Source organism: Frankia sp. CgJB1, assembly GCF_977947065.1.
On the sequence record NZ_CDWTNB010000080.1, the window covers coordinates 1 to 17,851 of the forward strand.

General features: G+C 70.4%; 15 protein-coding genes and 1 pseudogene. 6 read left to right on the forward strand and 10 right to left on the reverse strand.

Features of this window, described 5'->3' with window-relative positions; genetic code table 11:
- Positions 1 to 321: 321 nt before the first annotated feature.
- Together AC08OT_RS11015 and AC08OT_RS11020 are read right to left on the reverse strand one after the other, a co-directional pair.
- Positions 322 to 2,772 (reverse strand): helicase-associated domain-containing protein, encoded by a 2,451-nt coding sequence (locus tag AC08OT_RS11015; protein ID WP_476594553.1) that lies wholly within the window; start codon positions 2,770 to 2,772, stop codon positions 322 to 324.
- Between the two features lie 230 nt (positions 2,773 to 3,002).
- Positions 3,003 to 3,371 carry a hypothetical protein gene (locus AC08OT_RS11020; RefSeq protein ID WP_476594554.1) on the reverse strand — a complete coding sequence of 123 codons (369 nt, stop codon included), beginning with the start codon at positions 3,369 to 3,371 and terminating at the stop codon, positions 3,003 to 3,005.
- A 1,373-nt stretch (positions 3,372 to 4,744) separates the two neighbouring features.
- On the opposite strand from AC08OT_RS11020, the gene AC08OT_RS11025 reads away from it, so the two are divergent.
- Complete coding sequence (locus tag AC08OT_RS11025) at positions 4,745 to 5,842, forward strand: phosphotransferase enzyme family protein (protein ID WP_476602789.1); 1,098 nt, start codon at positions 4,745 to 4,747, stop codon at positions 5,840 to 5,842.
- Positions 5,843 to 5,923: 81 nt separating this feature from the next.
- Here the strand turns inward: AC08OT_RS11025 and AC08OT_RS11030 are convergent, their stop codons facing one another.
- The 5 genes from AC08OT_RS11030 to AC08OT_RS11050 form a co-directional block, all read right to left on the reverse strand.
- Positions 5,924 to 6,706 (reverse strand): enoyl-CoA hydratase/isomerase family protein, encoded by a 783-nt coding sequence (locus AC08OT_RS11030; RefSeq protein ID WP_476594655.1) that lies wholly within the window; start codon positions 6,704 to 6,706, stop codon positions 5,924 to 5,926.
- 110 nt (positions 6,707 to 6,816) lie between these two features.
- A complete protein-coding gene (locus AC08OT_RS11035; RefSeq protein ID WP_476594656.1) occupies positions 6,817 to 7,965 on the reverse strand; it encodes an HAF repeat-containing protein in 1,149 nt (382 codons plus the stop codon).
- Between the two features lie 336 nt (positions 7,966 to 8,301).
- Complete coding sequence (locus AC08OT_RS11040) at positions 8,302 to 8,478, reverse strand: hypothetical protein (protein ID WP_476594657.1); 177 nt, start codon at positions 8,476 to 8,478, stop codon at positions 8,302 to 8,304.
- 17 nt (positions 8,479 to 8,495) lie between these two features.
- Positions 8,496 to 9,179: a hypothetical protein gene (locus tag AC08OT_RS11045; protein WP_476594658.1), complete on the reverse strand. Its 684-nt coding sequence runs from the start codon at positions 9,177 to 9,179 to the stop codon at positions 8,496 to 8,498.
- Between the two features lie 620 nt (positions 9,180 to 9,799).
- Positions 9,800 to 10,549: a hypothetical protein gene (locus tag AC08OT_RS11050; RefSeq protein WP_476602790.1), complete on the reverse strand. Its 750-nt coding sequence runs from the start codon at positions 10,547 to 10,549 to the stop codon at positions 9,800 to 9,802.
- Between the two features lie 76 nt (positions 10,550 to 10,625).
- Between AC08OT_RS11050 and AC08OT_RS11055 the strand changes: the two genes are divergently transcribed.
- The 5 genes and pseudogenes from AC08OT_RS11055 to AC08OT_RS11075 all read left to right on the forward strand — a co-directional run bounded on the left by AC08OT_RS11055 (position 10,626) and on the right by AC08OT_RS11075 (position 15,358).
- Positions 10,626 to 11,018 (forward strand): hypothetical protein, encoded by a 393-nt coding sequence (locus tag AC08OT_RS11055; protein ID WP_476602791.1) that lies wholly within the window; start codon positions 10,626 to 10,628, stop codon positions 11,016 to 11,018.
- Positions 11,019 to 11,253: 235 nt separating this feature from the next.
- A pseudogene (locus tag AC08OT_RS11060) lies at positions 11,254 to 11,907 on the forward strand (serine/threonine-protein kinase); the annotation flags it as partial.
- A 688-nt stretch (positions 11,908 to 12,595) separates the two neighbouring features.
- The gene (locus tag AC08OT_RS11065) at positions 12,596 to 13,855 is read left to right on the forward strand and encodes a WD40 repeat domain-containing protein (RefSeq protein WP_476594025.1); all 1,260 of its coding nucleotides are present in this window, start codon (positions 12,596 to 12,598) and stop codon (positions 13,853 to 13,855) included.
- A gap of 201 nt (positions 13,856 to 14,056) precedes the next feature.
- A complete protein-coding gene (locus AC08OT_RS11070) occupies positions 14,057 to 14,563 on the forward strand; it encodes a universal stress protein (RefSeq protein WP_476594024.1) in 507 nt (168 codons plus the stop codon).
- Between the two features lie 357 nt (positions 14,564 to 14,920).
- Entirely contained in the window at positions 14,921 to 15,358 is a 438-nt protein-coding gene (locus AC08OT_RS11075) for an SsgA family sporulation/cell division regulator (protein ID WP_476594023.1), read from the forward strand.
- A gap of 131 nt (positions 15,359 to 15,489) precedes the next feature.
- Here the strand turns inward: AC08OT_RS11075 and AC08OT_RS11080 are convergent, their stop codons facing one another.
- The 3 genes from AC08OT_RS11080 to AC08OT_RS11090 all read right to left on the reverse strand — a co-directional run bounded on the left by AC08OT_RS11080 (position 15,490) and on the right by AC08OT_RS11090 (position 17,785).
- Positions 15,490 to 15,795, reverse strand: coding sequence for a hypothetical protein (locus AC08OT_RS11080; RefSeq protein ID WP_462185878.1), 306 nt, complete (start codon positions 15,793 to 15,795; stop codon positions 15,490 to 15,492).
- Positions 15,796 to 15,904: 109 nt separating this feature from the next.
- Positions 15,905 to 16,759: an ABC transporter permease gene (locus AC08OT_RS11085; protein ID WP_476596209.1), complete on the reverse strand. Its 855-nt coding sequence runs from the start codon at positions 16,757 to 16,759 to the stop codon at positions 15,905 to 15,907.
- Between the two features lie 6 nt (positions 16,760 to 16,765).
- On the reverse strand, positions 16,766 to 17,785 hold the full coding sequence (locus AC08OT_RS11090) for an ATP-binding cassette domain-containing protein (protein WP_476594021.1): 1,020 nt from the start codon (positions 17,783 to 17,785) through the stop codon (positions 16,766 to 16,768).
- Positions 17,786 to 17,851: the final 66 nt, after the last annotated feature.

The window sequence follows — 17,851 nt, forward strand, 5'->3', positions numbered from 1 at the left end:
GCGAGATGCACCGCCCTACAGCCCCTGACGACTACCAGTTTGGACGCGCCTGCCAGTGCCGGCCGCCTTCACCGGCTGTGTCCAGTGGCGGCACCGGATGCCGCGACCCCTTCGGGCCCGGCGACTAGACTTGGATCATGGCGTCGACCTGCGGATTTACCATCGGGTCGCTGATTATCCCTGGAGGGATCGCAATCTCCGATGGCTCCCGGTCGGGGGGTTTTCATGGATGTTCTTTTTGGGCGCGGTGACGTCCAGGGTGGTCATCGTCGCGGTGAGCTCGGGATCTCGGGCGCCGCCTCGGCGGGAAGGGGGTGCCGGTCAGCCGACGGGACTGACGGATTCGATGTTGGCCACGGCGAACTCGCACTCGGCGTTGCGCAGGTGGCACCAGGAGTTCAGCCACCGGCCGAAGAGCTGGTTCGGCTGGATGCGGCGGACCGTCCGGGTGCCCTGCTTGTCCCGGTAGGCGATGACGACGTCGCTGCGGCGTTCCACCGCGTCCGCCAGCACGGCGAGTTCGGCGTCGTTCAGCCGCCCGTTTATCTCGCCGAGCCGCTGGGCGAGATTGGTCAGGAGGGTGACACCGTCGTCCTCGCCGGTGCGCAGGCGCTGGGCGAGTTCGTCGGCCGTCAGCCGCCGTCGGGTCGCCGACGGACCGGCGGGGGGCCCACCGCGCGGTCGGGACGCCCGGGACGGCTGTGCCGAGGCCCCCCGCGGCGCCTTCCGTCCCGGCCCGCTCGTCACGATGACGGTGCCCGTCGCGTCCTCGGCGACGGGGTAGAAGCCCGTCCGGCGCAGCTCGGCGAGGACCGTGCCCAGTTCCACCGGGCTGGCCAGCACGGTGGGGGCGAGCCGGGCGAGGTGCAGCTTCGCCAGCGCCCGGGTGTGGAGGATCTCGGCGGTCGTGGGCTCGTCGGCGAGGACGGCGCTGCGCATCCCGCGGACTTGCACGTGTCCGTGCCGGCGGGCGACGTCGGCGATGAGGTATTCGAGCGGCTGCGGGAGACCGTGATCGGCTATGGTGCGTAGCTGTTCGAGCAGCTCGGTGGCGGACCATCCGGCGTCCATCGCGGCGCGGACGCTGGCGGAGGTGAACCGCCAGGTCCCGGCCGCGTCCCGGGACTCCGGCACCGCCGCGGCCCGCAGGAGCTGGGACATCGCCGCGCTGGGCTGGCCGGACACGACCGCGGTGAGATCAGACTGCAGGATCAGGCTGGACGGCGTCTCGGGCAGCAGCTCGGCGCAGCGGTCCGCCAGGTCCCGCACCGTCCTCGCGGCCTGCGCGGCGAACTCGTCCGCGGTCGAGACGATCATAAGCCCGACGGTGGCAGCCGCCGTGTCGGTGGTGCTCGGCGCGGCCTCGAGCAGAGCTTGGCCGAGCTCGGACAGGACGTCGAGGGCGAACACCCCGAGCAGCTCGGCCTCGCGGATCGCCGCCGCTACCTTGATCTTGCGGGTGGCGGCGTCGTAGCCGTGCAGGGGGAAGAACCAGTCGAGGTTCTCAGCCGTGAGCCGCACCGACCGCCCGCCGGCCGCCGCGCGGATCAGCACCCGGCGAATCTGGCCCGCCCCCGACTCGATGGGCAGGGGCGGCGGGACGTCCTTCTCGTCGGCACCCTCGCGGCTCGTCGGCGCGTGCTCCAGAGCGTGCCACGCCGCAGCCAGCGTCGCCCACTGATGGCTTGGCGACTCCTCCCGCCACTCCTGGAACCGCGAGCTCGGTGCGTAGCCGCCATCGGTGAAGGTCAGCAGGCCGGCGGCCGCGACCAGGTCGATCCACAGCGGCAGCTCGGCCAACGGTATCGACAGCCGCTTCGCCAGCCGGGCCCGTTCCCGCCCACCGACGCCTCCTCGCTTGAGCGCTACGACGGGGGCGGCGGCCTCGTCGAGCAGGGCGGTCACGGCGCGGATGGCGCCTTGTGCGGCCGCCTGGGAGCTCGACCGGACGACAGCCTCGTTCACCTCCGGCCGGGGAATGTCCGGCGGCCCGGTGAGTCCCTGGTCGTGCCTGGCCAGCCAGGCGGCGACCGCGACCTCACGGGGGAGCTCCGGCCGGTTGCCGACGCCCAGCACCAGCCCCGCGGTGATCAGCTGCCTGATGGGCTGCGCGGCTGCCCTCTGGTCGTGGACCTCCTCGAAGGGCGTGTAGGGGAACGTGTAGGGGAAGTAGCCGCCGGCCGTGGCCAGGCGCAGGTCATCGAGTTGCTGCCTCGCCGGGGCGGGCAGGGAAACGATGATCGTCGCGATGCGGCGGGCATCGGACATGAGTTCGGTGAGCCGCGCGGTCAGCTCGGTCTTGCGCAGGTTTTCGGCCGGAGCCCCGAGCGCCGTGACCGCCTTACGTAGATCCTCGACCAGGACGTTGTAAGCGATCTTTGCGACCGGGCGGGCGGAACTGATCTCCTCGACCCAGTGGTTGTGCAGCGGTTCCGGGAGTTGGACCACCGTGTCGATCCAGGCGAGGCCGCGGGCGCACAGATCGCCCACCCCGGCGCGCACCGCGTCCGGTAACGCACCCAACAGCTCGGCCATCCGGGGTACCGTCGCGGGCTGCCCCAGCAGCGCCGCCGCCTGGCCGACCCGGAGCGTGTCGCGGTTCAGCTCCCACAGCGCCGCCGCGAGCGAGTCCGGACTTTCCAGCCGCTGCGCGAGCTGCCCGAAACCACGGGGGACCGGCTCGACCAGCACGTCCGGACGCGAGCGGAGCAGAGCGGCCAGCGCCGGCAAGTCCAGATCCGCAAGATGGTCGGCGAACGATCGTGGTGTCATCCCTTCCATTCTTATCTGCTCTTATCTGCGCCGAGCGGGCACGACCGCCCGATCTGCCGGCAGCAGACACCCGAGACCACGGCCGCCCGTTCCCGATCCATCCGGATTGCGAGCAGACCGGTGGCGTCGGCGAACGGCATCGGCGCCCTCCGGGCGGTCGCCGGTACCGCGGGCCTCGCCGTCGTTGCCGGTGCGACCTCACCGGGTGCGGTCTCGTTGCCGGTGCGGCCTCACTGATAGCCGATGTGGAGGACGGTGGGGCTGGTAGGCGCATCGCTGTCGATGACGACCGTCGGCCCGTCCGGACCACCCCCGGGGCCACCGGCCCAGCCGAAGGTGAACATGTAGCTGCGCCCCGGCGCGATCCGGAGATGGGAGTTCTGATCCAGGAAGCGTTCACCGTCCACCGAAATTGACTGGACGTGCAGGATCCCCGGTCCTTTGTCGGTGATTGTCAGGTCGGTCTGCCGCCCGACGCCACTCACCGCGCCGGTCTCGTACGAAACGTTGATCATCGGGAGCGGATGATGCACCGGACGGCGGATCACGGCGCCGGCCGGCAACGCTGAGAACAGAACGAGCAGTATTGCGGTGACCATGATGGATACGGCGCGGCGGGACGGGTGCCGGGTACGGGCTGAAACGGATTGTGCGGCATCCCCCATAGCCCCGGAGCCGCCGGGGCGGACGGGCACCCGATCGAGGTGCGGGCGGCATACCGACCTGCCCGGTGAGGGGAGCATGGTTTCCTCCGCGCTGTATTTCCAGAAATCTGTCATCCCGGCTCGAGGATATTAGGGGCCCGGTACGCCGGGTGGCCAGGTCCTACGGGAACATCTCCACCGGACTGGAAACATGAGCCCATCCGGGGTATGCGGATACCCCTTGCGGGCACCCCCGGTGATGTGGGCGCAGCCGGTCACCCGGCCCGTACTCCCGGGCAAGGACCGGCCGCTGGAATGGTCCTCCCGGACGATGGTCAACGGTGTCAAAAGTGGTCAACGGCTGTCGACGCCGGTCAACGGCAGGCGTGGCCGCCGCCCGGACTTTCGCTGGTTCGGCACAGATGTATCGGTTCTCCCATCTTGATGAATATTGTCATCGATGGCCGGGCGGGCAGGGTGTTCCGGTGCCAACCGCATCGGGTTCTCACCGGCCCGGCCGTCCGCCCGATGCGCGGCCCGATAATCCGGACGGGAATACATAAACGTGAAACGGAATCGAAGGGCTCGGCGCGCCGTTGTCATTGAGTGGGGAAGTTCTGGTAGGGAATAGCGGATCGGAGAACACGTGAGAGACGCGAGAGAGGTTCAAATATGCGTCGACCCGTTAAGAGAAGAACCGGGCGAGCTGTCGGTGTCCGTCGCATTCTGGTGACCATCGGAGCCGCCGTCACGCTCGGTCTGCTCACCACCGGCGCGGGCTGCCAGCCGCCCGGACCGCCCTGCCCTCCCTACCCGCCCATCCCGCAACCCAACTGCCAGCCCATCCCGAACTGACGTGTCCGGCCGCGGCGGGTCACCTGTCCGGGTGAGACGCCGCGCAGGGCGCGAGGGAGGGAAGGTCGGTGTCCCAATCGCGGGCCCATCGGTGGTCGGCCGTCCGGGTCGGTCGCCGGTGGACCGCGATGGGCTCACCCCGCCGCCGATCGTCCAGTCGATCAGGTTCTTGAAGCTTCCGGTAGTGCGCCTGCGTACTGCGGGGTGCAGAACAGCACGGCGTCGGCCGCAGCGCGGCCGTGTTCGTGGAGGCGCCGCGCCGTGGCGCTGGTTCTTCGACGGTGGGTTTCGACGGTGGGTGCGGCCGGGCCCGGTTCCTTGACGGCGGCCCGCCGACTCCGGCAAACAAGATGGATGCGGACCATTTCCCTTGGTGAAACAGGGTTCAAGCAAGGGTTCAAGCAGGCCGGAACCGTACGCGGGGTCACGTCCTCCCACGGAGGCGCCATCTCGCCTGGACCGGCGGTCGTACGGTGAGCGCGACCTCCGTTGACGGGCTGGTGGGGCTGGACGGCGTCCTCGGTGACGTCCTCGCCGCCTACGATCTCGGCCCGTCGCCGCGGGCGAGCCTGCTGCATGTCTCGGAGAACGTCACTTACCGCGTGGACGACCCGGCGACCGGCCGGCGTTGGGCGTTGCGGCTGCACCGGCCCGGGTACCACACTCTCGTCGAGATTCACGGCGAGCTGGCGTGGGTGGCTGCCCTGCGCGCCGACGGCGTGGTCGTGACGCCGCCGGTCGTGCCGACGATGGCGGGTGGGCCCGTGGCGACCGTGGCCGCGACCGGCGCCCTCCCTCCGAGCGCCGCCTCGCCGGATCCCGCTGGGTCGGGTGGTGCCGAGCGGCACGCCGTGTTGTTCGAATGGGTCGACGGACGTTCACCGGAACCGACGGACCCTACGTCCCTGCGCGGCGCGTTCGGGCAGCTCGGGGACATCACCGCGCGGCTGCATCGGCACGCGCGGGAGTGGTCCCGCCCGGCTACCTTCGCCCGCTTCGAGTGGACCTGGCGGAGCATGCTCGGCGACGCTGGCCGGTGGGGGAGCTGGTCGGAGGGCTTGATCATCGGGCTGGCCGGCGGCCCCGGCCCGCGGGGGGACAGCCGCGCGGCGTTGGGCCTGCTGAGCCGGGCCGCGGCCGACATCGAGGCACGCCTGGCCGCCTTCGGCACCGGGCTGGACCGGTTCGGGCTCGTCCACGCCGACATGCGGCTGGCGAACCTCCTGGTACCCCGGGACGAGTCCACCGGGGACGTCTGTGTGATCGACTTCGACGACTGCGGCTTCGGCTGGTACCTCTGGGATCTCGCCGCGTCGCTGTCCTTCATCGAGCACCTCGACGAGGCCGGCGACCTGGTGGCCGCCTGGCTGGCCGCCTACCAGCGCCAGCGCCCGCTCACCGCGGACGACGTGGCAATGATCCCCACCTTCGTCCTGTTGCGCCGGCTGCTCCTGGTGGCTTGGCTGGGCACCCATCCGCACTCGGACGCGGTCCCGAGCGTCACCGAGTACGCTTGGGACAGCTGCGAGCTGGCCGAGGCCTATCTAAGCGGGCGGTTCCTCACCGGCTGAGGCGGTGGCCCGCGGCCAGGCCTGACCGGTGGCTCGTCCCGCCCGCCCGGAAGTCCCCGAGGACCGGCCCGCCCGGACCACTCAGCAGCCGGTGAAACGGGGCTCGCGGCGCTCCGTCGAGGCGCGCACCCCCTCGGCGAAGTCCTCGGTGGCCCGCAGTCTGGCCTGCTCGGCGGTTTCCCGTTCGGTGGCCGCCCGGATGACGGGGACGAGATCCGCCCACATTGTCTCCCGGATGCTGCGCACGGCCAGCGGTGCGGCGGCGGTGATCTCACCGGCCAGCGCCACCGCGGCCTCCCGCAGCTCGGTGTTCGGCACGAGCCGGTCGGCGAGGCCGATGTCGAACGCCTCCTGCCCACCGACCCGGCGACCGGTGTAGAGCAGGTCGAGCGCCTTCTGCCGGCCGACGACCGCCGGCAGGGTCACCGAGATGCCAAAGCCCTGGTGCAGCCCGATCCGGGAGAAGTTCGCCGCGAAGCGGCTGTCCGGGCTCGCGACCCGGAAGTCCGCGGACAGCGCGAGCCCCAGCCCGCCGCCGACCGCGCTGCCCTGCACCGCGGCCACGACCGGTATCGGGGAGGCGAATAGCCGTAGCGCCTCGCGGTAAAGGGCCGGCGCCCCCTCATCCGCCGAAATCGCCTCGGCCGCACTCGCGCCGGAGAAGTCGGCTCCGGCGCAGAAGTTCCTGCCCTGGGAGCACAGCACGACGGCACGGACGTCGGAGTCGGCGTCGAGCTTGTCATAGATGTCGGCGAGGGTCTGGATCAGACGCACGTCGAAGAAGTTGTGCGGCGGACGGCGGACCTCGACGACGGCGATGTGGCCGGGCAGGGTGTGTACCGCGATGTCTTCGGACTCGCTCATGATGATCCTCCGTCGGGTCGTCCGTGCTGGTGCCGGCGGTCCGCCGTGCCGGCGAGGTCTCCATCCGTCCGACATCGTCTATCCTGACCAAAAACGTCTCGCGGGTCGCGTCAGCGGCCGGGGGCCGGCCAGAAGGTCGCGAGCGGAATCGGGGAGTCCGCCGGGACCGAGGAACCGAGGACGACGTCGGTGGGGGTGATGGCGCTCGCGTAGCTGTACGGCCCGCCCAGCGTGCCGAGATCGGTGAAGCGGCCGTTGCGCCAACGGAACGCGTGCCCGTTCGCCGTGCCGGCGACGGTTCCCCGGTCGTTGATGGCGGTCACCTCGAGGTCGCCGGTGGGCACGCTAATGGTCGCGCGCTGGCCGTGCTGCCAGACGAATGCACGGCTCGACGAGCCGCGGCTCCGGACGAGGACCTGGCCGACGTTGTTGATACCGATCGCCGAGGAATCGGTGTCGCCGGGGAGCGTGCCGAGGTCGATCAGACGACCGCGTTCCCAGCGCAAGGCGTGGGTGTGACCGTCGGCCGTGTCGCTGTAGCCCACGATCTGCCCGGCGTCGTTCGCGGCCACCGCGGAACTCGACGGGCCGCCGAGGGTACCCAGGTCGTGCAGGGTGCCTCTCCTCCAGAGGAAGGCGTGGGACGGGCCGGCGGCGGTGTCACTGCTGCCGGCGATGGCACCGGCGCTGGTGACCGCGACGGCGGAGCTGCCCGGGCCGCCGAGCGTACCCAGATCCTGCAGGTGGCTGTCCGCCCACCGGAAGGCATGGAGCGTACCAGCGTTGGTGGTGCTGGTGCCGACGATGACCCCGGCGCGGTTGACCGCCGCCGCGGTGCTGCTGTAGCCGCCGGCCGTTTGGGTGCCGCCGAGGTAGCCCAGACGCTGGGGCTGGGGGTTTCTGTGTTCCAGCCGGAACGCCTGCCGGTCGTAGTGGCTGACGAAATCGCCGATGACTACGCCGTCCTCGGTCACCGTCTTCGGTGCCGTGCTGCCGTTGAGGACATGCACGGTGCCGTCGCGCCAGAGGAAGCCCGTGGTGCTGTACGCGCCGCTGACCCAGTAACCGGCGTAGAGCCCGCGGCTGTTGCCACTGGTCAGCCAGCCGGGACTGCCTGGTCCGGGGATGCCGACCCCGGCCGGCGTCGTCTGGTGTGGGTCAGGTCGTGGTCCTGGAACCGGCGCCGCCAGCGCCGCGGGAAGCCCGGTGAGAGACACGGGAAGCCCGGTGAGGGACAACGGTGCGGTGGCTCCGGCCATGACCGCCAGGTGTACGAATGTTCTCCGGTTGCTCGGCACGGCCGATCTCCCTGGTCAGGCCTTCCCGACCGTCGTCGTGGCCGCCGGGGCGCCATAGCACGGGTTCGGTCGCCAGGATCCTGGCAACGGATCGGGTCGGGCTGGCTGGACGGAGGACCAGCCGGCACTCCGCCGATTGATTACCAACTGAAGTTGGATGGTGTCGAACTGTAGCCATCTCGTCAATGAATGACACGCCCCGCCTGCGGCCGCGAGGCGCGGAACGTCGCGGGCGCCGGCCGGTGAGCGGTGCGCTGACGTGGGCGTCAGCCGACTCCACCAGATGGCGCGGACGGCTCAGGACACCGTGATGCCGAGTTTCATACCCAGCGACTCGTGGTTGCCGACCGGGCAGTCCAGCTGGTAAGTACCCGGCTGCAGGGTCACCGTGAGGTCCTCGGACTCACCCGGTGCGAGGTCCTTCGTCGTGGCCTCGCGCAGGCCGGGCCCCTCGATCCTCAGCGCGTGCGTCACGTGGACGGCCGGTGGGGTCAGCCGCGCCTCGTCGCCGGGACCAGCTGGGGCAGCAGAGCCCCGAGCCCGAAGCAGACGGCGGTCGTCGTGATGGTGATGCCGAAATCACTGGGGGTGCCGGGTGACAGTAGCCGGGTGGCTGAAAGCGCGAAGATGACGAACAGGCCGACCCCGCAGCCGGCGGGCACGAACCGCAGGCCGCGTTGCCACCAGGTGGCCGGCACTGCATGGCGGCCGAGCGGGAGTAACGCGACGGCCCAGAGCAGCCCCATCAGGACGACAAGCCCGAGGCCGAACAGCCCGTAGATGGACAACAGCGATCCGTGGATGTCGGCGGTTCCCGACACCTCGGCCACCGTGTGCAGGTCCGCGCCCCGGATCGCCACCTCCACCGGCATCAGTCCGGTGGCCCGGCCGTCGAGGTCGCGCATATCCAGGTCGACGGTCCAGTTCGCCGATCCGCGGGCCGGGATGGTTGTGCGCACCCGGGTGTCGTAGTCGAAGAAGGTGAGGCCGAGCATGGTTCCGCTCAGCCGTACCGAGTCGACGGGGACGTTCGACCGGGTCAGGTTCTGCACGCTGACCACCACGCGGGCGACCGCACTGGCTCCGAGGACCACGTTGTCCTCGCCGAGGGGCTGACCGTCGACGGTGACGCCGAGTTCCACCCCGTCGTCCGCCGCATGGACCGGAGACGCCATGGGTAACATGAGCCAATTCAGGCACGCCGTCAGGCAAACGGCGACAAAAATACTTTCCCGCGCCGACCTCTCCGTCAGCAATCTGACATTCACCGCTTCCCCCCGTGGCCCGGATGACCGGCAACGCGACTGTTATCCTATCGATCGTCGTATGGTGGGGCTTCCGCCTAACGTGCATCACGTTGTCTCCGCCGGTCCGGGGCAGGCCGCCGGCAACGGGCGTGTTGCCAGCCGCACCCGGGGGGGCGCTCTGGTGTCTGGCCATCGAGTATCTGGTCGATTCGTGCGACGGCCGTCGCGCGGTCTGGTGCCGACGGTGTTTGTCGTTGTGCTGTTCCTGGTCGGCGGGGCCGGCGTCGCCACGGCGATGGTCAGTCCCGAGACGTCGACCGGGACATCGACCGAGGCGTCGTCGGGGTGACCGAGGCGTCGTCGGGGTCCATCTCCCCGTCCCCAGCCACCTCCCCATCCCCAATCCGGTCCATCTCCCCGTCCCCGCTGCCGTTCCCGTCCACCTCCCCATCCCCGCTGCCGACCGCCTCCACGTCCCCACCGCCCATGCCGAAGCCGGTGCCGAACCCGGTACCGAACCCGGAGACCCCCAGCGGTACCCCGTCTCCCTACTCCGATCCGAGTACGACGATCTGCCCGTCGGGGACGACGACGGACGCTGGTGGGCGCTGCACGCCCAGTTCGCCGGCCTGCCCGGCCGCGGCCACGGGCAATGCGGGCGGCCCCTGCGACCAGCACGGTCCGGCCTGCCCACCGAGCACGCCTCGATCGGCTGACGCGGCGGCGTCATCACCGCCGAACGGTGCCTGCCCACAACCCCGGTGCGCCTCCGGGCCGGCGTCGGTGTCGACATCAATGCCAGGTACAGATACAGGTACAGAATGTGATGGCGGCGGTCCCCAGCAATGCACGACGCCCGCCCCCGCGTTGCCGCTCGGCCTGGTCGACGCGACGCCCTGCCCCACTCCCACGGAGGACACGGAGACCACGTCACCTCCCATCACCTCGTCCCCGGTCACCGACTCCACCAAGCCGGGCTCCAATGGGGAGAAGGAGACCTCGGTTACCTGTCCGGACGGGTCCGTGCGCCGATCGGCCGACCAGTGCCCCTTGCCGCAGAAGGCCTGCCCCGGTTCGGTGGTCGGCGTCGCCGTGGGCGAAGCCTGCCCGCCGCCGCGGCCATCCCCGCCGGTCCCGGTCGTCTGCTGGGACGGTTCCGTGCGCGCGGCGACGCTCGACTGCCCCGCCGGGCGCCGGCTCTGCCCCGGCGGCCTCGCGGTTCCGCTCGACGAGCAGTGCGCGGCACCCACCCCGTCTCGCTGCCCGAAGGGGACGGTGCGCGTGCTGGGCGTGTGCACACCCGTGTCCGAGCCCGGCGGGTCCGAGCCCGGCGGGTCCGAGCCCGGCGTGTCAGAGCCGGATGTGGGGGAGCCGGTGGCACGCGAGGCACGTCCCGGTGAGCTGTTGTTCGACCGGAGCGCCGTGACGGCTGGAGATACGCTGTTCGCCCGGGGTGCCGGCTGCAGACCCGGGTCGCAGGCCATGCTCACCGCGGGCGGCGAGCTGGTCGGACGGACCGTTGCCGACCAGGACGGCACGTTCGAGACCGTGGTCCAGTTCGCCAGCTTCCAGCCGGGTTACCGTCCGGTCACCGCCGCCTGCGGAGCTAACCTCACCGCCGGTATAGACATGGTGCTGGTCTCCGCGGACACCAGCGCTTCGCCTCCATCGGTGCTGCTTCCGCTCTTCTTGGCGCTGTCGTTCCTGGCCGTGCACTACCAGATAGCGGCCCGTGGACGTCGGCGCGCCAGGTCGCAGCGCCGTTAGGTGTCATGCGCCGCCAGACATTACCGGGTGTTGCCGGGTGTTACCGGTGCGGGTGGACTGCTGACCGACACCCTTGAGAACCTCGGGATCCTCGACAACCTCGGGCGGGAGTGATCATCTAATGTCCCACCCACCCGGCCGGAGTGGACCCGCGGACCGACCCGCGGATCATGCTGCCTCCGAACCGACCGAGGTCGGTCCCTATCGGCTGGTGCGGCGTCTCGGCGCGGGTGGGATGGGGACCGTCTACCTGGGGGAGAACACCGCCGGTGGTCTGGTCGCGGTCAAACTGATCCGGGCGGATCTCGCCCGGTTGGCCGAGTTCCGCAGCCGGCTCAAGCAGGAGGCCGACAACGCCCGGCGGGTCGCTCGTTTCTGCACGGCGGCGGTCCTCGACGTCGACATCACCGCCGATCCGCCTTATCTGGTGACCGAGTACGTCGACGGGCCGACGCTGTCCGAGGCGGTCGGCACGCGCGGCCCGTTAACCCCGGCGGAGCTTCATCAGCTGGCGGTGAGCATGACCACCGCGCTGATGGCGATCCACCAGGCCGGACTCGTGCACCGGGATCTGAAGCCGTCCAACATCCTGCTGTCCCGGCTCGGACCGAAGGTGATCGATTTCGGTATCGCGCGCGCCCTGGACTCCGCGACGGTACTCAGCGGGGATCGCCAGCTCGGGACGCCGGCGTTCATGGCGCCGGAACAGGCCTTAGGCGAGCAGGTCACCTCGGCGGCGGACGTGTTCGCCTGGGGCGGTATCCTTATCTTCGCCGGGACCGGTCGTTACCCGTTCGGTAACGGCCCTGCTCCCAGCGTGCTGTACCGGACGGTCAACGATCCTCCGATGCTTGACGGCTTCGAGGACAGCCTGCGGCCCCTGGTCTCCGATGCGATGCGCAAGGCAGCGGCGGAGCGACCCACCGCCGAGAAGCTCTACGCGCGTCTTCTGGACCTACGTGCCGAAGCCCCGATGGTGGCCAAGGGGCTGTCCCTGTCCGAGGTGACCGCGCTGATCCGGCCGCTGAACACGCCTCTCGGCGGCGCCTCCGGGACGCCGGCGAGCGACGCCGACCTCGCGGGTCCGGTCACGCCCGTCACCGGCCATCAGCCGATCGGACCCCCGCCGCCCGCGAACCCGATTTCGTTCCCGGGGCCGGGCATTCCCGGGGCATCATCCCGGTCCGGCCCGTCGTCGGTTCCGGGTGTGTCGTTCCCGCCGGTGGCATCGTCGGTTCCCGGCCCGCCGTCTCCGCCGGAGCCCTCGTCGGTTCCGGAGCCCTCGTCGGTTCCGGGCCCGACGTCTTCTCCCGGGCTAGGGTCGTCCTCGTCGGGGAGCGAGGCGTCACCGTCCGGGCCGGATGCCCGCTGGCGGCCGGGCGCCGGCTCGTCGTCCCGGTCCCGGGACTTCGCCGATGCTCTGGTGACGGTCTGGACCGATGACGAACACAGCCAGGACACCGGGCGAGGAGCGTCCCGGTCGTCCTCGTCTCAGCGGTCGTCCTCGTCGTCGCAGAGGTCCTCGTCCACCGCGCCACCGGGCCCGCAACCGACGTCCGCTGATCATCGTTGCCCTGGTGGCTGCCGTCACCGTGCTCGTGACGACGGTCGCCATCGTGTCCACCAGGGGCGGGGCCTCGCGGACCGAGACGAGCGTGCCCGAGGCGGTCGCCGAGCGGGCGCTGCTCCTCCAGGATGGCAACACGGGACTCGCCCGTCGGCTCGCGCTCGCGGCCTACCGCGCCGAGCCGCGCTCGGCCAGGACCCGGAGCGCGATGATCGTGCTGTTCGGTGCCGGGATCACCCCGACCACCATCCCCGTCGGGACCGGTGCCCTGCTGGCGCTCGCGGTGAGCCCGGACGGGCATTGGACCGCGGCGGGGAGCGACAACGGAACCGTCACGGTATGGGAAGTCGTCGGTCGGACCGAGCTGGTCCGGCGCACCTCCGTCTCGGTGTCGAGCCGCAGCTGGGTCGAGTCGCTGGCGTTCAACCGGGACAGTGGCCTGCTCGCCGCGGGCCACTCCGACGGCACGATCCGGCTGTGGAACCTGCACGCCCCCGACCAGATGGTCCGATGGTCGACCATCCAGGCCCACACCGGCGCGGTGCAGTCGGTGGCCTTCAGCCCGGACAGCAACACTCTCGGGTCCGCCAGTGCGGACGGCATCGTCGCGCTGTGGGATGTCACGGACCCGGCGCATCCGAAGCAGCGCGTCCGGGCGGACGGTCAGACCAGGGGAGCGCGCTCGGTGGCCTTCGCGTCGAACGGCACCCTGCTCGCGTTCGCTGGTGACGACGGCACCGTCCATCTGTGGAACATCCGGGACGCGGCGCGGCCGACCGCGGGTGGAATCCTGCGCGGGCACAGCCGTGGGGTGCGGTCCGTGGTCTTCACCGGCGACGGAGGCGTTCTGGTCTCCGGCGGCGTCGACGCCACGGTGCGCCTGTGGGAGGTGCGGTATCCGGATAATCCCGCCCGTGGCGTCGCCACCGGCTCTTTGGGCGGGGTCCAGAGCGTGGCCTTCGAGACGGGTGCCGACGTCGTCGCATCCGCCGGTGATGACGAGACGGTCCGGCTGACCGACATCTCCCGTCTGGACAGGCCGATCCTGCTGACCCAGTGGCACGGGCACACCCAGCCGATCAGCGCGATCGCCTTCGTCTCCGGCACGGGCGTCGTCGTCTCGGCTGGTCACGACGGGACATTGCGGCTGTGGGACGCCGAGCCCGGCCGGCTCGCGGACACCGCGTGCGCCGATCCGGCGAACCGGATCACCGCCGGTGAATGGAGCACCGCCTTCAGGGAGATGAGTTACCGGGCTTCCTGCGGTTGAGTTGACGACGGGCCGGCCGCCGGATTGCTAGTCAGGTCCACTGGAGCGGCCTGCCAAGTGAACCGTCCGGCTTTTCGACCGCAGGCGAGGGCTTCACCGTCGAGGGCGTGCTGGGTTACGTCCTCACGGGTTGAGATCCGCCGGAGGAGGACGTCGACCCGCGCCCACCGACGCACCGGTCGACGGGGAAGACTGGTTGGTGTGAATGCTGCAGAAGGCCGGGCGGTGCTGTCGGTCGAGGACTTCGGGCCCTCCTGGAAGCGGGGGCCCTTCGAGTTGGGCACGGACGGCCCGCAGGTGATCATGACCGGGGTCGACGGGTCGCGGACGTCGATGCGCGCGGCAGCCTACGCGGCCGGGCTGGCCCGCCGCCAGTCGTCCCGACTGGTGGTGGTCTATGTCGCGGCCCCCTCGGTGTGGGCGGCGATGTCCCCGGCGCCGGCCGGGGAGGCGATGCAGCAAGTGATTGACTCGGTCATCGGTGAGGTGCGCGAGGCGATCCTGGAGCGGTCCGAGGAGCTGGGCGTCCCCATCCGGTTCGTCGTGCGGGCCGGCGATCCGTTCGAGGCGCTCAAGCGGAGCGCGACGGAGGAACAGGCGGACATGGTTGTCATCGGGGCGTCCGAGAGCGCCGGGCACCGCCTGGTCGGTTCCCTGGCGAGCCGGATGGTCCGCGGCGGTCGCTGGCCGGTCACCGTCGTGCCGTAGGGCCCGGATGGTTGTCCGGGCCGTCCGGTGGGGGCGGATGGTCCTGGCGGCCGGGGCCGGCTCCCTCCCACCGGTACGACGGCCAGCATCGGCACCCGTCGGGCCAGTAACGAGGTCATCGCCGCACCCGTCGGCGGACTCGGCCGGAATCTCTCGACGTGGGGTCGCCGAAACCATGCCGAAACCGTGACAAAATAGCGATGGAATCGTGACGTTGCGTTCACTCGCCGGCTATGCCGACCGGCCCGGCCGTGCCGGGTTGATCCGCCCGTCCAGAGAGGCCCGTCGGGCGGCCAAACCGGGCGTCGCCGGGCGCGATGCTGAACAGTGTCGAATCCGACCTGTTGGGAGGCAGCGATGCTCCGTCACAGCTCGACGCCCGCGCATATCGTGGCGCGCGATCTATCCGTTGACTACGTCATGGAGGAGGGGGAGCGAGAAGCGATTCCCGGCACACTCCGTTACGACCCGGCTGATCCCTTCGCTGTCGAGTTGATCCTACGTCCCGGTGAAGAGGCCATCACCTGGATCTTCGCTCGCGCGCTGCTAGCCGAAGGGATCGAGGTTCCCGCCGGGACCGGCGACGTGCGCATCCGGCCGACGGCGTCCAAGGGGCGGTCGGTGATCACGGTGTCCCTGTCCAGTCCGTCGGGGCATGCCGATCTTGAGCTGGCGAAGTCGAAGGTCATCGCCTTTCTCGCCGACTGCCACGGGCAGGTTCCAGTGGGGCGGGAGAGTAACGGCATCGACTGGGACAACGAGCTTCACATGCTGCTGCACACCCGGAACACCTGACCGCTTCGGGTGTTCTCAAAGATCTCATCATGAACTCTGGTAATGACGATTCCTGTCCGCGGCGCCGGTCCGGTCCGCGGCGCGGATACGGGGAACCGTAGCCGTCCCCCGCCCGTGTCCCGCGCGCCCGCTCAGAAGGTGTCGGGCGCGCCTTCGATCGGCTGCCAGACCTGAATCTCCGGGGGTCCCTCGACGCCGGCGTCCCGCATGAGGGCGGCTATCTCGGGCTGATTGGTGAAGAACTCCTGGAACGCCTCCGCGGAATCCCATTCATCGAGGATGATGACCTGCCCGTCGCCGGCAAGGAAACGATGGTGCAAGGCTCCCACCTTTTTTGCCTGCTCGGCGACGGATGTGAAGATATCCGCCTTCGATGCGAACAGCTGCTGAAGAGCCGCTGGATCGACTTTCAGAGTCATGGCGACGATGACACTCATTTGAACCCCCATTATGTTGCCTGGCTCGGGTGACTATAGCGCATCGTCTCAGGACCCGGAAGACGGCTTGTCTGCCTCCGGGGATGCTGCGGCGTCGCCCCGGCACCGGTCAGACTCGGCGTTTGAACGCGGTGAGGGCGAGCGGCGCGAAGACCGCGGCCAGCCCCGCCGCCCAGACCAGCGCGTGCCAGGTCGGCGTGGCCATCGGGCCCGAGACCAGCAGGCCTCGGGTCGCGTCGGCCAGGGCCGTCACCGGGTTCACCTTGACGAACGCCTGCAACCAGCCCGGCATCGACGACGTCTCGACGAACACGTTGCTGATGAAGGTCAACGGGAAGATGAGGGTGAACCCGAAGGCCATCACCTTCTCCGGCTCCGAGACGAGCATCCCGACCAGCACGGAGATCCATGAGATCGCCAGCGCGAACAGGACCACGAGGCCGCAGGCGGCCAGTGCCTGCAGCGGGCCGGTCTCGATGCGGAAACCCAGCACGTATCCGAGGCCGAGCAGCATGGCGATGGCCCAGATCTGCTTGACGAGATCGGCGACGATGCGCCCGGCCAACGGCGCGGACCGGGCGATCGGCAGGGAGCGCAACCGGTCGAACACGCCCTTGGTGAGGTCGGCGTTGAGCCCCATGCCGGTGTTCAGGGTCGTGAACAGGGTGTTCTGCACGATGATGCCGGGCAGCGCGAACGTCAGATAGTCGGAGGTCGAGCCGGAGATCGCCCCGCCGAACACATAGGTGAACAGCAGGAAGAACATCAGCGGCTGCACGCTGAAGTCGAGCAGTTCCATCGGGTTGTGCTTGACCTGGACGAGCGTGCGCCAGGCCAGGGTCGCGGTGTGGCGAAGCGCGTCGAGCGGGGTGACCCGCGCGGCGCCGACCGGCTCGGCGGTGCCGTGCGTCGAGAAGCGTGGCTGGTCGGGGGTGGGCGTGGTCGGGCTGGTCAGGGTCGTCACGGCAGCTCAGCTCCTCGTCGCCGCGGGGATCTTCGCGGCCGTGTCGGTTGTGGTGGCGGCCTGGCCGGAGGCGGTGGCCGGGTGGCCGGTCAGGGACAGGAAGACCTCGTCGAGGCTGGAGCCGCGCATGGCCAGCTCGCCCACCCTCACCCCGGCGTCGTCGAGCCGACGGACGACCGCGGGCAGCACGGCGGGGTCGGTGACTCGGACACTGACGAGTGTGCCCGCCACCGCCGGGGCCGCGCCGACCACCTCCGCGACGGTGGTTGCCACCAGCGCCACGTCTGCGGCGTCGAGCGGGCGGACCTCGAGGGCCTGGCCGCCCGCCCAGTTCTTCAGCTGGTCCGGCGTGCCCTGCGCGATGACCCGGCCGTGGTCGACGACCGCGATCTCGTCCGCGAGCTGGTCGGCCTCCCCCAGATACTGGGTGGTGAGCAGCACCGTGACGCCCTGGCCGCCCACGAGGTCGCGGACGATGTCCCACATCTCGTTGCGGCTGCGCGGATCCAAGCCGGTCGTCGGCTCGTCGAGGAACAGCAGGCGCGGGCGCCCCACCAGGCTCGCGGCCAGGTCGAGTCGCCGGCGCATGCCACCGGAGTAGGTCTTCGCAGAGCGGTTCGCCGCGTCGTCCAGACGGAAGCCAGCGAGCAGCTCCCGGGCCCGCGCCTTGGCTGCGGACCGCGGCAGGCCGAGCAGCCGGCCGATCATCACGAGGTTCTCGGTGCCGGTGAGCATCTCGTCGACGGAGGCGTACTGGCCGGTCAGCCCAATGAGCTGGCGCACACGGTGACTGTTGTGCAGCACGTCGTAGCCGCCGACGAGGGCGGTGCCGGCATCCGGGCGCACCAGGGTCACGAGGATCCGCACGATCGTGGTCTTGCCCGCGCCGTTCGGGCCCAGCAGACCGAAGACGGTGCCGGCCGGCACCGTCAGGTCGACGCCCGCCAGCGCCGTCGTCTCGCCGTAGCGCTTGACGAGCCCGTCGGAGACGATCGCGGGGGTGGGAGGTTCTCGTCTGTCCGTCATGGGATCAGCATGCCGGCTACCACTGACACTTTGGCCACCCTGGCGGGACGGCGGTGACCGTCTGGG